Origin of the sequence: Marinilactibacillus psychrotolerans, assembly GCF_900101525.1 — a bacterium.
Classification (GTDB): Bacteria; Bacillota; Bacilli; order Lactobacillales; family Carnobacteriaceae_A; genus Marinilactibacillus; species Marinilactibacillus psychrotolerans.
In genome coordinates, this window is the sequence record NZ_FMZD01000006.1 from 1 (window position 1) to 14,589 (window position 14,589).

The 14,589-nt window shown below is 36.1% G+C and carries 11 protein-coding genes and 1 pseudogene; 2 read left to right on the plus strand and 10 right to left on the minus strand.

Going from position 1 to position 14,589, the window contains the following annotated elements:
* On the plus strand, positions 1–771 hold a 771-nt coding region (locus tag BLT22_RS04290; RefSeq protein ID WP_143020623.1), incomplete at its 5' end, for an ISL3 family transposase.
* A 159-nt stretch (positions 772–930) separates the two neighbouring features.
* Here BLT22_RS04290 and mnmG read toward each other — a convergent pair.
* The 3 genes from mnmG to BLT22_RS04305 all read right to left on the minus strand — a co-directional run bounded on the left by mnmG (position 931) and on the right by BLT22_RS04305 (position 5,621).
* Entirely contained in the window at positions 931–2,817 is a 1,887-nt protein-coding gene (mnmG, locus tag BLT22_RS04295; protein WP_091761061.1) for a tRNA uridine-5-carboxymethylaminomethyl(34) synthesis enzyme MnmG, read from the minus strand.
* A 45-nt stretch (positions 2,818–2,862) separates the two neighbouring features.
* Positions 2,863–4,251 carry a tRNA uridine-5-carboxymethylaminomethyl(34) synthesis GTPase MnmE gene (gene mnmE, locus BLT22_RS04300; protein WP_087057063.1) on the minus strand — a complete coding sequence of 463 codons (1,389 nt, stop codon included), beginning with the start codon at positions 4,249–4,251 and terminating at the stop codon, positions 2,863–2,865.
* Between the two features lie 260 nt (positions 4,252–4,511).
* Positions 4,512–5,621, minus strand: a complete 1,110-nt coding sequence (locus BLT22_RS04305) for a zinc metalloprotease (RefSeq protein WP_091761064.1) — start codon at positions 5,619–5,621, stop codon at positions 4,512–4,514.
* A gap of 139 nt (positions 5,622–5,760) precedes the next feature.
* On the opposite strand from BLT22_RS04305, the gene treR reads away from it, so the two are divergent.
* Positions 5,761–6,483 (plus strand): trehalose operon repressor, encoded by a 723-nt coding sequence (treR, locus tag BLT22_RS04310; protein ID WP_087057066.1) that lies wholly within the window; start codon positions 5,761–5,763, stop codon positions 6,481–6,483.
* A 49-nt stretch (positions 6,484–6,532) separates the two neighbouring features.
* Here the strand turns inward: treR and pcp are convergent, their stop codons facing one another.
* The 7 genes and pseudogenes from pcp to BLT22_RS04340 form a co-directional block, all read right to left on the minus strand.
* Complete coding sequence (gene pcp / locus BLT22_RS04315) at positions 6,533–7,180, minus strand: pyroglutamyl-peptidase I (protein ID WP_091761067.1); 648 nt, start codon at positions 7,178–7,180, stop codon at positions 6,533–6,535.
* Positions 7,181–7,244: 64 nt separating this feature from the next.
* Positions 7,245–7,374, minus strand: a pseudogene (locus BLT22_RS12480) (5-oxoproline transporter, DUF979 family subunit); the annotation flags it as partial.
* 100 nt (positions 7,375–7,474) lie between these two features.
* Positions 7,475–9,127, minus strand: a complete 1,653-nt coding sequence (gene treC, locus BLT22_RS04320; protein WP_091761070.1) for an alpha,alpha-phosphotrehalase — start codon at positions 9,125–9,127, stop codon at positions 7,475–7,477.
* A 172-nt stretch (positions 9,128–9,299) separates the two neighbouring features.
* Complete coding sequence (treP, locus tag BLT22_RS04325; protein ID WP_091761073.1) at positions 9,300–10,808, minus strand: PTS system trehalose-specific EIIBC component; 1,509 nt, start codon at positions 10,806–10,808, stop codon at positions 9,300–9,302.
* Between the two features lie 396 nt (positions 10,809–11,204).
* Positions 11,205–12,482, minus strand: coding sequence for a bifunctional folylpolyglutamate synthase/dihydrofolate synthase (locus BLT22_RS04330; RefSeq protein WP_091761075.1), 1,278 nt, complete (start codon positions 12,480–12,482; stop codon positions 11,205–11,207).
* A gap of 148 nt (positions 12,483–12,630) precedes the next feature.
* On the minus strand, positions 12,631–13,560 hold the full coding sequence (gene jag / locus BLT22_RS04335) for an RNA-binding cell elongation regulator Jag/EloR (RefSeq protein ID WP_087058196.1): 930 nt from the start codon (positions 13,558–13,560) through the stop codon (positions 12,631–12,633).
* Positions 13,561–13,631: 71 nt separating this feature from the next.
* Positions 13,632–14,441: a YidC/Oxa1 family membrane protein insertase gene (locus tag BLT22_RS04340; protein WP_091761254.1), complete on the minus strand. Its 810-nt coding sequence runs from the start codon at positions 14,439–14,441 to the stop codon at positions 13,632–13,634.
* Positions 14,442–14,589: the final 148 nt, after the last annotated feature.

Below are 14,589 nucleotides of genomic sequence, written 5' to 3' on the forward strand. Positions count from 1 at the left end.
GGAACGATACTAGATATTTTAGAAAGCAAAGATACTCGTACAATCAAAGATCACTTCTGTTCTCGATACAGCCAAAACCAGAGAAATCAGGTCAAAACGATTACGACAGACATGAATGCCAGTTACGTCAGCTTCATCCCTGAACTGTTTCCAAACGCTGATATCATTATTGATCGATTTCATATCGTTCAGCTCGTGAACCGAGCGATGAACAAAACACGCGTAAAAGTCATGAATCGACTTCGAACGTCCAATGGAGAAGACCAAAAGAAGTACAGACGACTCAAACGCTTCTGGAAGAAACTACTGAAGAAAGAGTCCGAGTTGTCTTATACTAGCTATCAATACTTTCCCATGTTCGGACAGCGTCTGGAATCAGCAATCGTTTCTGAGATGTTGGCGTACGATCCAGAACTAAAAGCAACTTATACAATGTATCAAGCTATTCTTAAAGCCGTCGAACACAATGACTCAAAAGAGTTAAGAACTGTTTTAGATCAACCAGCTTCTCCTGAACTATCTGGATACATGAAAACTAGTTTAAAGACGTTGCGCGCTCATTTTCTTTATATCCAAAATACCTTCTATTATCCTTATAACAATGGAAAGATAGAGGGAATCAATAACAAAATCAAGGTATTGAACCGGGTAGCCTATGGCTATGGGAACTTTATTCGCTATAAAAATCGCATTATCCTGCACTTCAATTTAAAACCAATCAGAAATAAAATCAAAATGATAGAAAAAGAAAGAGAACGTACAGCAGCGTAAGCTCGTTGTACATCCTCTTTCAAAATTTATTACTGTTTGACTTTATTCTCTACCAACGTTGTTTGACAGAGAACCTAGACAATAAAAAACTGGATCCTATATGTAGGTGCATTATTAATGCCTATACTTTAGGATCCAATTTAGTTTGTAGTTCTTTATTTATACTTTTGCTACACTACCTTGTTCAACATAAACCATCAAAATTGAGATATCAGATGGATTTACACCGCTGATTCGGCTTGCTTGAGCAATCGTTTCAGGTTGGATTTTAGTGAGTTTTTCAATAGCTTCTGTTGCAATTCCATTGATCGCTGAATAGTCAATACCTTCTGGAATGCGTTTGTTTTCCATTCGTTTGACTTTATCTGCTTTACGGAAAGCTTTTTCAATATAGCCTTCATACTTGATATAGATTTCAACTTGTTCTGTAACTTCTTTTGATAAAGTCACTTCTGTTGGCGCAAATTGAATGATATCAGCATATTTTACATAAGGGCGGCGAATGAAGTCATAGACCAAGATACCGTCTTTCAATTGTGGTTCGCCTTTTTCTTCAAGATAGTCTGCGACATCTGTCGGTTTCAGACGGATGGTTTTCAAGCGAGCGAGTTCTTTTTCGACTTGTTCTTTTATCTCTAGGAAGTTTTGGTATCTTTCTTCTGATAACAATCCAAGATCGTAACCGATTTTGCTCAATCTGAAATTTGCATTGTCATGACGTAATAACAAACGATATTCAGCACGTGAAGTCAGTAAACGATACGGTTCATTTGTTCCTTTTGTTACTAGATCATCGATCATAACACCTATATATCCTTCGTTCCGTTTCATCACGAATGGCTCTTCGCCTTGAACTAGTCGAGCGGCGTTGATTCCAGCCATCAAGCCTTGTCCACCCGCTTCTTCGTAGCCGGATGTTCCGTTCATTTGACCAGCAGTGAATAATCCACTAATTAGTTTAGTTTCTAGAGAAGGACGTAATTGATAGGGTTTAACAACATCGTACTCGATTGCATATCCTGTACGCATCATTTTCGCATTTTCTAATCCGTCTACTGAATGTAAAACCGCTAGCTGTACATCTTCAGGAAGAGAGGAAGAGAGACCTTGTACATAAACTTCATCTGTTGTTTCTCCTTCTGGCTCTAGGAATAACTGGTGGCGTGGCTTGTCAGAAAAGCGGACAACCTTATCTTCGATTGACGGGCAGTAACGTGCGCCTACCCCTTCGACGATTCCTGTAAACATCGGTGCACGATGCAGATTTTCACGAATAATCTCATGAGAAGTTGGACTTGTATAAGTCAACCAGCAAGAGGTTTGATCTTGTCGATACTTTTCATCTGATGTTTCAAAACTGAAATGATGGGGTTCCAGATCTCCCGGTTGTTCTTCTGTAACAGCGTAATTGATCGAATTTTTATGGATACGCGGAGGCGTTCCTGTCTTGAAACGATCCAAATCGAATCCTAATTCAAGTAGATTCTCAGATAATTTAATAGATGGTTGCGTATTATTCGGACCTGAAGAATATTTCAATTCCCCAATTACGATTTCCCCACGAGAAGAGGTTCCAGCAGTTAAAATAACAGCTTTTGCACGGTAGATAGCACCAGTATTGGTAATGACCCCTTGGATAACATTGTCTTCTACGATCAATTCATCTACGATACCTTGTTTCATATCCAACTTTTCTGTACTTTCAATCGTACGTTTCATTTCAATCGAATAAAGGTGTTTATCCGCTTGTGCACGCAAAGCGCGTACAGCCGGTCCTTTAGCTGTGTTCAGCATACGCATTTGAATATAGGTCTTATCGATATTCCGACCCATTTCGCCGCCTAAGGCATCCATTTCACGTACAACGATTCCTTTAGCAGGTCCACCAATTGACGGATTACACGGCATGTGTGCCACCATATCCAGATTGATCGTAACAAGCAGCGTTTCAGATCCCATTCTAGCTGCTGCTAGAGCTGCTTCTGATCCTGCATGACCAGCACCGACTACAATAACATCATATCTTCCAGCCTCATAAGTTTGCATCAAGTTATTCCTTTCTAATTTAAAATCCGTTTATAATTTCAATTGTTATTTTCCTAAACAGAATTGACTGAAAAGTTGTGTAATTAATTCATCTTGGACGCTATCTCCTGTGATTTCCCCCAGCAAATCCCAAGCTCTTGTCATATCAATCTGTACTAAATCAACCGGCATACCCGTTTCAATTCCTTCGATTACATCATCAAATGCATCTACTGCTTCATTTAATAAGGCAATGTGTCTAATGTTTGAGACATAAGTGGCATCCCGTTCGCCCGTTTTACCAGAGAAGAACAGATCTGCAATTTTAGCTTCCAAATCGTTTAACCCGTCTTGCGTGACGATAGAAGTGGGAACAATACTTTCCGGATTTACTAATTGTTTTAGTTCCTCTAAATCTAAATGATTTTCCAGATCCATCTTATTTAAAATAATGATTCTATGATGTTCATCTGTTGCCTGGATCAGCAATTTATCTTCTTCTGTCAACGGTTCATTCTGATTGAAAACTAGTAAGATTAGATCTGCTTCTGCTAAAGCTTTACGACTACGCTCTACGCCGATTCGTTCAACGATATCTTCTGTTTCACGAATTCCTGCTGTATCAATCAATCTAAGTGGCACGCCCTTGACACTAACATACTCTTCTACAACATCTCGAGTTGTTCCGGCAATTTCAGTAACGATCGCTTTTTCTTCTTTAATTAGTACATTTAATAAACTAGATTTTCCAACATTTGGACGACCAATGATCGCTGTTGCTAATCCTTCTCGCAGAATTTTTCCTTGACTGGCTGTTTCTAGTAATTCTTTCACTTGTTCTTTTACTTGTTTTGCTTTTTCAACTAATAACTGAGAGGTCATCTCTTCTACGTCATCATATTCGGGATAGTCAATATTCACTTCAACTTGCGCTAAAGTATTCAAAATTTCCTGACGTAAATTTCTGATCAAGCGGGATAAGTTCCCGTCAAGTTGAGTAACTGCCATATGCATAGCTTTGTCTGTTTTAGCGCGAATCACATCCATAACCGCTTCCGCCTGAGATAAATCAATACGGCCATTTAGAAAAGCCCGTTTTGTAAATTCTCCCGGCTCTGCTAAGCGCGCACCATTATGCAAAACGGTCTGCAGTACTTGATTAACGGCTAAAACACCACCGTGCGTGTTAATTTCAACGATATCTTCACGAGTGTATGTCTTTGGTGCTTTCATGATGGTAACCATTACTTCATCAATCTGTTCTTCCGTTTTTGGATTTACAATATGCCCATAGTGAATCGTATGTGTTTTCTGATTTTTTAATGTTTTTTTACCTAGTTGATAAACACGGTCCGCAATGTCTAAAGCTTCATCACCGCTGATTCGAACAATCCCGATCCCGCCTTCACCTGGAGGAGTAGAAATCGCTGCTATCGTATCAAATTCAATTGCCATTTTTAAAAAAACCTCCTATTTTTCTTCACAAAAAAAGTGCCTGGTCCACCCCAATGAAACCTATCCAAATAGGCTGTTTGAGGTGGAAAAGCACTTTCACTACTTTACCATTATTTAAATATATATTATTCTGTCTTAATCAACATAGTAAATGATATAAGGAATACTATTAAAAGTCAACTCATTCACTTATTTTTTAATAGTATTTTGTGAACAGTTTGCCTCTCTTTATTCACACTGTATAAAAATTTCAAAACACTTTATTCAATACCGTTCATCGTTATTTTTTCTGCTTTTTCTTGTTTGACTTTCAGACTAATGAAATTCAACAGCTTTGTATTGAGGGCTTTATCTGCATAGGTAGGTGACTGTTTTAGTGAATCTCTAGCTTTACTAATCCATTCTTGTGCTTGATTCAGATCATACTCTACCCAGAGTGAAATAGCAGCCTGCATTCTATAAGTTTCCAGCTGCTTTGTTTTTAAGTATTCTCTAAACAGCTTATCTTGTAAAATTTCATCTTGAATTGAAGTCTCATGTAACCCTAGAGTCAAATGACAAAATAAATATTCTCTCATAACTTCTATCTGGTAAGGCTTAACTAAATCATTTCGCTGCTGCCATAATGGTTCAAGAATTTCTAAAGCATGACCGAAATTTTCTCTTTCAAGTTCACGGTAGACTTTTGCAAGAGTAACAAAAGCATTATATTGTTCTGTAATTGGTTCGTTTGGATTTTCAATAAGAGACTGGGTGTCTACCGCTTCGAATTCTTTCCCTATGGTAAAAGATCCAGCTAATTCTAATTGCTGGAAAAATTGCTGTCTTTTGACAGGATCTCTATTTAAATGTTTCACTGTATTTCCATCATTAAAGCTGAAAGGATAAATATTAATAATACCAAATATCAAACTTGTTATACTAAATATATAAAGGTAAAGAGAGTCAAAAACAAATCCATTTAAAATGATTCCTATAAGACCCACTACAAAATTTGCCAGTGCTCCACCCCATAGATAAAGCTTATAGGGCATGGGTTCTACATTACTTGGTGGAATCATTAAACATTGCCCAGCAGTTCCTGCAATAGAAAAACGAGCAATTCTAAATTTACTTTGCTCTTTAACAAGGGCCCAGCTCATCACTCTAAAGTATAAAAATCTATATCCAGTAAGTTTGGCTGCTATCAAATGCCCTAATTCATGGATAATAATATGAACGATACTAAATAACCCTATTGCTATTAGAATAAATCCGAGTTGAAACCATAATTCCGTTAGGTCAGAGTTCACTTCAGAAGAATGATAGCCAGTCCAACCGCCTATTCCTGCACTGACTAAGATAATTAAGATAAAAAAGAATTTTTTCATATGTGCACCTTTCAAAGATATTGGATTACTATCTATTATAGACGAAAACCTATTTATAGACTATCAAAAAATTTACATAGAGCAGAATGTATGATCTATGGTAAAATCTGATAAAGAACGAAACAAAGGAATGGATAAAGTGAGCAAATTTCACGAAATATTTTTAGAAATCGAATCCGCTATTTTAAACCAGACTTATAAATCTGGAGAATTGCTACCTAGCGAAAACGAATTAACGAAAAAGTATAATGTTTCACGCGAAACAATTAGAAAAGCTCTAACATTGTTATTAGAGAATGGGTACATTCAGAAAAAGCAAGGGAAGGGATCTATTGTACTAGATGTAAAACGTTTTAATTTTCCTATATCAGGATTAACTAGTTACAAGGAATTACAAGACTCTCAAAGCATTGGTAGTCAAACGATCCTGATTGAAAATAGAATCGCTTCGATTCCAAAACATATTGCTGAGTTTTTGAAAGTTTCTGAAGCTACACAAGTGCACACGGTTATCCGAGCAAGAAAACTTAATGATGAGGTCGTCATACTCGATAAAGACTACTTACTGACTTCAGTAATTGAAGAACTTCCTGATGAAGAAGCTGAAAACTCATTATATCATTATATCGAACACAAGCTTGGCTTGAAAATTGGCTACGCAAGAAAAGAATTCACTGTAGAGCCAGTTACCGAGGAAGACCGTAGCCTAATGTCTCTTCACGGTGATCATCATGTGGTCGTTACCCGAAGTGATGTACATTTAGAAGATACTAGACTGTTTCAATATACTGAAAGTCGTCATCGCCTAGATAAGTTTCGTTTTGTTGACTTTGCCAGACGACGCGGACCACAAGCTTATTGATCAAAAAAAAGGAATTTTATGTGACTAACACATAAAATTCCTTTTTTACTTAATGAGTTGTGCCACCAATCATTTTCAAATCTGGTTTCCCATCAAATTCGACAATTGCTTCAATAGCTTTTGTTATTCCTTTTGATATATCTTCAAGATTCATGGCTGGTTTTCCAGGTTTGTCTAATACTTGGGCTGGAATAAACGGTACATGCATGAAACCCGCTTTGATATTAGGATATTGTTTATCAATCATATATTGGACTTGATACATGATATGGTTACACACAAAAGTCCCAGCTGAATTTGATACGGCTGCCGGAACGCCTGCATTTTTCATTTCTGTTACCATTGCTTTTACAGGTAACTGAGTAAAATATGCCGCTGCTCCATCTTTTTTGATTGGCACATCAATCGGTTGATTGGTTTCATTATCAGGAATTCTTGCATCATCTACATTTATTGCAACACGCTCAGGTGTCAGTTCAAATCTTCCACCTGCTTGTCCAATATTCAATACATAATCAGGTTGAAATTCCTCAATTGCTTTTGCTGTAACCTCAGCACTTTTATAAAATACTGTGGGGATCATAACTTTTTTTATTTCGGCTCCATTAATGGTATCAGGAATCTTCTTAACTGCTTCCCATGCCGGATTTAAGGTTTCTCCACCAAACGGATCGAATCCAGTAACTAATATTTTCATTTTAATCTCTACCTTTCTCAAACTATTATATCAGAAATGAATTTACGAAAGTAACCAATGCATTCTAAAATGCCCAGAAGTACATTAAGACAATATGAAACACGATCATAATCAGAGCCATAGGAATTTGTTCTTTACTCACCACATCTCCCATCTTTCATTCCTAATAAAGCAACTGGCAAAGCATTAAAGTTCGTAGTCCATAGCTATAGTTAATATAATTTACATAAATAAAAAGAGTTTTTTGACAGTATCAGATCTACTGTTCAAAAAACTCTTATATTTAGCAATTAATTAATTTAATAAAAATGCAACTGTTTCATAGGGCTCCATCGTAAATGTTTCTTCAAGTATACGTTCCTTTTTGTTTCCAATTAAATAACTTGCTTCCATATCTAGTAATGCTTTTGGAATTTTAACGATTGCTTCATCTGCATAAAAGTGATTCAAAACGAGTAATTTCTGCTGTTCGTACTCTCTTATATAACCAAATACACTCTGATGTCCAAGTTCAAACGGCTCATATGATCCTTCTTGGATAATCAGATATTCCTTTCGTAGTTGAATCAATTCCTTGTAATAATCACGAATTTTTTTACTGATTAATTCATTTTCAGTATTTAATTCTGTATAATTTTTTGGTACTTTCAACCATGGTTCTCCACTAGAAAATCCTGCATTTTCATCAGTATTCCATTGCATTGGGGTACGAGAATTATCTCTAGATTTTTCTTGGATAATTTCCATGATTTCATTTTCTGCAAGTCCTTTATCTTTTAACTCTTTATACGCATTATGGGTTTCAATATCGACATAGTCTTCTATCTGATCATAATTTGGATTTGTCATTCCAATCTCTTCGCCTTGATAGATATATGGTGTTCCTCTAAGCAAATGGATGGTTTGTGCAAGCATTGTTGCTGTTTCAATTGGATAATTTTTAACGTCTCCAAATCGGCTATTCGCACGCGGTTGGTCATGATTGTTCCAAAAGACTGCATTCCAACCATCCCCTTCATCCATTCCTCTTTGCCATTCATCCAATAATTTTTTCAATTCTAAGAAATCAAATGGCATCTTCGTCCATTTTTCTCCATCTTTATAATCAACTTTCAAGTGATGAAAACTGAAAATCATAGACAATTCATTACTTTCAGGAGTAGAATATTTGATTCCATTATTAACAGTTGTCGAACTCATTTCTCCTACTGTAATGATATTCTCATATTTCCCAAAAGTTTTCTGGCTTAATTCTTTTATATAATCGTGTACAATCGGTGTATCTGTATAGTGAGATTTTCCGACGCCATCCGCTGCATCTTCTAGCTTTTCTGCCTTACCGATCACGTTAATTACGTCGAATCTTAATCCTTTAACTCCTTTTTCAAGCCAGAAATTGACGGCTTCATATAATTCTTTTCGCATTTCTGGATTCCGCCAGTTAAGATCAGCTTGAGTTTTATCGTATAAATGTAAATAGTATAGATTAGTATCCGCAAATTTTGACCATGCTGGACCACCAAATTTAGATTCCCAATTTGTTGGGAGGCTTCCATCTGACTGTGCTTCTCTTAATATATAATAATCCTGATACTTTTTATCTCCTGATAAAGCTTTCTGAAACCATTCGTGCTCAGTAGAGGTATGATTCAATACCATGTCCAGCATCAAAGTTATTCCTCGCTTTTCGGCTTCTTGTACTAATGTATCAAAATCGGCCCATGAACCAAATAAAGGATCGATCGAAGTATAATCTGCTACGTCATATCCATTGTCATTCTGAGGAGATTTGTAGAAAGGATTTAACCAGAGCATATCTACACCTAAATCTTCTAGATAAGGGAGTTTTTCGATAATGCCTCTTAAGTCTCCTATTCCGTTTCCATCTGTATCTTTGAACGATTTTGGATAAACCTGATAAATGACCTTGTCGTGAAAAGTTGTCATATTTTCTGTCCTTTCTAGATTATAAAAAGGACCGGGTCACAAGGTACCGCTTATCGGTCTATATTAAGATAGACGTTTGCCGGCCTTGTAGAACCAGTCCTTTCTCAAGTTCTTTCAATACTATGGTATCTTATCATCAATTGAAAATCACTACAAAAGCTTAAATCATCGCTTATTGTCCTAATTTAGGAATTGGTAAGTGATTGTTTTCCCATTTAGTTAAGATTCCTTTTTTCTCGAAGAAAATAGTCAATATAATTGGAACAAAGAAGGCTACAGCCATCGCAATAAAGAATCCAATCATTGAATCTGTTTGAATACTCAAGAATCCAGGTAAACCTCCGACTCCAATTGAGTTAGCCGTTACGCCTAGAGCAACTGAGATCATGCCTGCAAATGCAGATCCAATCATTCCAGCCACAAAAGGATAAACAAACTTGATATTAATTCCGAATAAAGCTGGTTCAGTTACTCCAAGATATGCTGAAATAGCAGCTGGAATAGATACTTGCTCTTCTTTTTTATCACCCCAGTGCATGATTATCATACCTAAAACAGCTGAACCTTGGGCAATATTAGATAATGCAATCATTGGCCACAGGTTTGTACCGCCATAATCGGCAACTAATTGTAAATCAATCGCATTAGACATGTGATGTAACCCTGTAATAACAAGTGGTGCATATAATCCCCCAAATACAAATCCGAATAGCCAGTTAAAGGTTCCAGATAATCCCCAGTTTACTACTTGTGATAACCCTGTTCCTAAAGTCCAGCCAATTGGTCCAATTACTGCATGAGCAATAAAAATCGTTGGAACTAATGCAAATAATGGAACAAAAATCATTGAAATCGCTTCTGGAATAACTTTACGCAACCATTTTTCAAGATAAGCAAGCAAGAAACCAGCCATCATTGCGGGAATGACTTGAGCTTGATAACCAATTTTATCTAATTGGAAAAATCCGAAGTCCCAAGTTTGTACATCTCCAGCTAGAATTTCTTGAACACCATATGCATTCAATAATTGCGGAGAAACTAAGGTAATCCCTAGAACAATTCCTAGAATCTGAGTCGTTCCCATTTTTCTGGTTACACTCCAGGTAATCCCTACAGGTAAGAAATGAAAAATCGCTTCGCCTGGAAGCCACAAGAAGTCATTCACCCCAGCCCAGAATTGGGATACATTAACAATACTATTATAAATTGGCGCTCCAGCATTAGTAAATTGTAATTGTCCATCCACAACTAACTGTCCTAATGACTCAAACTGTATTCCTTCTAATACATTACGGAATCCTAAGATCAAACCACCAATAATAATTGCGGGAATTAGCGGAGTAAAGATTTCAGCTAATGCAGCCATCAACCTTTGCAGCCAGTTCATATGTTTTGCTCCAGCACTTTTTACATCATCTTTAGAAACGCCTTCAAGTCCGGAAACATCTGAAAATTCATTATAAAAATCCGCTACTCTATTACCAATAATAACTTGAAACTGTCCGGCTTGAGTAAAAGTTCCTTTTACAGATGGAATATTTTCTATTCTTTTGACATCTGCATCAGAGGGGTCATCTAGAACAAAACGCATACGAGTAGCACAATGGGTGACCGCATTGACATTTTCTTTTCCGCCAATGGCATCCAGCAACTCTTTTGCATCTTTTTTAAAATCTGCCATTTTTTTTCCTCCTAAATTTTAGTTTCGACAACTTGTATATACAAGTCAACTTCTAAAAACATAATACTGTAAATCAGACAAAATTGCAAACGTTTTATCTTGGATTTTATTTTATCATTACTACCGTTTCTAAATGAACAAAAACGCTTCTCTCTTTTCTTATATCAACCTACACATTAGATTGCTTCCTACTAAGGACACTCAGAATCACTGCCTCATCCTGTGTCATGAAGACTTGAGATAACAACTAAAGTAAAGAAAAAATTCAAGAATTATGGAACCCAAAAAGCTGGCATAAGTTCAGGATAATACTGAACTCAAACCAGCTAGTAAACGGTATATTTTTAGGCTTACATTTTAAAACAAAGCTATTAACTATTCATATCAAAAAGTTCTTTATTGGATCAATTGTTTTCTCAAATCCCCTACTAAGTATAAAGAACCGAACACTACAATAATTTCATTTTTTCTCGCTTTATTTTTAATATAATGAATAACCTCGGAAGTTTGTTTCTTTGATTGAGCTAGATATCCTTTGTCTCTTAAGTCAGAAGCTACGGTTTCTGCATCGAAGCCTCTCCCTGGATCAGGAGAAACCGTTAAAAATAAACTGGCTAAATCTCCAACTTTTTCAATCATATCCATATAACCCTTGTCTCTCATCATGCCTACAACAAAAGTAAATTTTTGATCTGGAAACAGTGTACGGAGATTTTTACTCAGCAGTTCAACGCCTTGCTCATTATGTGCTCCATCAGTTATGACAGTCGGCTCCTCCAGTAATTTTTCCATTCTTCCCGCCCAGAAAGCTTTTTCTAAGCCTACTTTTATTGACTGCTCCGTCACATTATAACCTTTATTTTTTAATGCTTTTGCTACTTCAATAGCTATCGAAGCATTCGATAACTGATGTTCTCCGATCATGCGAATCTTTAATTTCTTAAAATCCTTATATCTGAATATTTGCCCTTTCATAGAAGCTGAGACAACTTCAATATCTTTCGGATTAATCATTAATAAAGACGCACCTTCTTGTGTTGCCTTACGTTCAAAAATTTCTCTAAGAGAGCCTTCCAAGAAACAGGTAATAACCATACTATTTGACTTGATGATTCCAGCTTTTTCTTTTGCAATCTCTTCTGCTGTATTTCCAAGCATTCCCATATGATCTAAACCTATTGATGTAATAGCTGCTACTTCAGGAGATTGGATAATATTTGTAGAGTCCAATCTTCCGCCGATTCCTGTTTCCAGAATAACCATATCACATTGTTGTTCTGCAAAATAAAGCAGTGCTATAGCTGTAAGGATTTCAAATGAATATAGTTTTTCTGAAAGTTCTAATTCTACTTCTTCAACCGATGATACTACTCGTTCTGTAAACAGTATAAAGGCTTCGTCTGAAATGTTTTTTTGATCAATTTTAATTCTTTCGTTGATTACCTCTAAATGAGGTGAAGTAAATAGGCCTGTTTTTAAAGCGGTCTCTCCTAAAATAGATGCGATAAAAGCAGCAGTTGTTCCTTTACCATTGGTTCCGGCAATATGAATAAATTTCAACCGTTTTTGAGGGTTTCCTAGTTTCTCCATCAACAAATACATTCGGTTCAAATTTTCTTTTTTACCATTTCCTCGGTTCGTATTTACTAACCTAATAACTTCTGCAATATTCATGGAATTATCCTACATTTCTGAATTTTCTTTTATTATACAATCTATGTACCTTATTGTCGAAATCAAAAAAGGAACTCCGAGTCTATACCAGCAAACAACGATCTAGTTTATTTGATGGTATAGACTTTCGAAAGTTCCTTTTACTATATCATTCTGTTGGTTCCACGACTAAGTAACGGTGTGGTTCTTTACCTTCTGAATGGGTCTGAATCCCTTGATGATGATTTAAATATCTATGAATCAATTTTCTTTCGTGGGCTGGCATTGGTTCTAATATAACAGGCCTTTTTGTTCGTTTTACTTTGTCAGCTGTTCTTTTAGCTAAATGCTCTACAGTTTTTTGACGACGATCTCTATAAGCTTCTGCATCTACTTTTGCAAAAAATTTTGTTTCAGCAACTTGATGTAATTGGATCTGTGCTAGCGTCTGCAAACTATTTAACACTTTTCCATGACGGCCAATCACTAAACCAGCATCTTCTGTTTCAATATTGTACTGAACTTTTTTACCTTCTCTAGATACATTAACAGAAACGTCCGTTATCCCCATTTTACTGGTTATATCTGTTAGATAATCTGCCACTACTTGAATTCCATTTGTATCTTTTTCTTCTTTAACTTTCATTTCTTCATCAGAAATAATCGGTTCTGCTGCTTCCGTATCATCAATATCTGCAACATCGTCGACTACCTTCGTATTTTCGTCGGAACTCGATACCTCTGATTCTTCAACCTTTTGCGGCTCAGTTTCAAGCTGCTCTTTTTCATCAGATCTCGTAACATCTTTTTGTTCAAATTCACTAGTAAGCTGTTCTGAACGAAGATCCGAAGACTCTTTTTCTGTTTTAACAGATGTTTCTCTAGGAGCCGGGGTTACAAATACTTCATCCATAATATTTGTTGCAACTGTTCTTTTAACAACTACAACTGCATCTTTTTGACCAATCCCTAAGAAACCTTTCTTACCAGGCTCTGTAACGATTATCTCTGCTTCTTCTCTTTTTAATCCTAAAGCTTTTAGCCCTTTTTCAATTGCTGCTTCTTTTGTTGAGGCTTGTGCTGTATATTTATCTATCACGAATAATGCCCTCCGTTCAACGCTAGGTAATTTTATTCTATTCTAAACGATATCAAAACAATAACCTTGAACTACTTCCGTATATTTCGACCTAATTTTTGAGCTTTTCTCAGTGCTCTTCGGCGCTCAACTTCTGCTTCTCGTTGTTGCTGTTCTTTTAACTCTCGTTCTTTCCGAATTTTAAAAGGATTTTGTAATAATAAAGTTTGTAATACGGCAAATCCATTAGAGGCTACAAAATATAATGCCAATGCACTGGATAATCTAAACGTAATCAACACAATAAATAGTGGCATAACATAAGTTATAAATTTCCCACCAGCTTGCGCTCTTCCCATACTCATTAAGTGAGAGTTAGCAAGAGTGAATAGTCCTGCCAGAATCGGTAAGATATATAGTGGATCGGGAGCTCCTAAATTAACCCACAAGAAATCTCCAGTTGCCAAAATTGGTGTTCTATTAACAGATTGATATAAAGCAATAAAGACTGGCATCTGAACAATTAAAGGTAAAAACCCTAAAAACGGATTAACGCCCGCTTCTTTATAAAGTCGTTGTTGTTCTGCTCTTAATTTTTCTTGTGTTTCAACATCTTTTGAAGAATAAGTTTCTCTTAACTCTGTCAATTGAGGATTAATTTCATTCATTTGCTGCATATTTTTTTGCTGGAAATGGGTGATTGGTATCAATAGTGCTCTAATGATGATTGTTACAATGATAATCCCGATTCCATAATTATTTCCGAATATACTGGAGACCCATATAATAAAACGGGCAAAATTATAAATGATAATACCATCCCAAAAACCTTCACTATCAGCTGTTATATCACTTGTACCACAGGCAGCCAAAAACAGTACTAAGCCAAGCATACTGAGCATCAACAGCAATCGCTTACGTTTTTTAAATAAGTTAGACAATTCTTTTACCTCTTTTCCAAATTCTTGTGCGCTAAATCTATTATAAATCAAAATAAGTCAATTAAACATCCTTATTTTTTAAATTATAGCTAATATCTATTCAAATATT

What these genes read in the sequence shown, in the direction of transcription:
- treC (WP_091761070.1), bottom strand. Translation starts at nt 9,127, where the DNA reads ATGACAACTTTTCACGACAAGGTCATTTATCAGGTTTATCCAAAATCG.
- mnmE (WP_087057063.1), bottom strand. Translation starts at nt 4,251, where the DNA reads ATGGCAATTGAATTTGATACGATAGCAGCGATTTCTACTCCTCCAGGT.
- BLT22_RS04330 (WP_091761075.1), bottom strand. Translation starts at nt 12,482, where the DNA reads ATGAATATTGCAGAAGTTATTAGGTTAGTAAATACGAACCGAGGAAAT.
- BLT22_RS04305 (WP_091761064.1), bottom strand. Translation starts at nt 5,621, where the DNA reads ATGAAAAAATTCTTTTTTATCTTAATTATCTTAGTCAGTGCAGGAATA.
- treP (WP_091761073.1), bottom strand. Translation starts at nt 10,808, where the DNA reads ATGGCAGATTTTAAAAAAGATGCAAAAGAGTTGCTGGATGCCATTGGC.
- pcp (WP_091761067.1), bottom strand. Translation starts at nt 7,180, where the DNA reads ATGAAAATATTAGTTACTGGATTCGATCCGTTTGGTGGAGAAACCTTA.
- mnmG (WP_091761061.1), bottom strand. Translation starts at nt 2,817, where the DNA reads ATGCAAACTTATGAGGCTGGAAGATATGATGTTATTGTAGTCGGTGCT.
- BLT22_RS04340 (WP_091761254.1), bottom strand. Translation starts at nt 14,441, where the DNA reads ATGCTCAGTATGCTTGGCTTAGTACTGTTTTTGGCTGCCTGTGGTACA.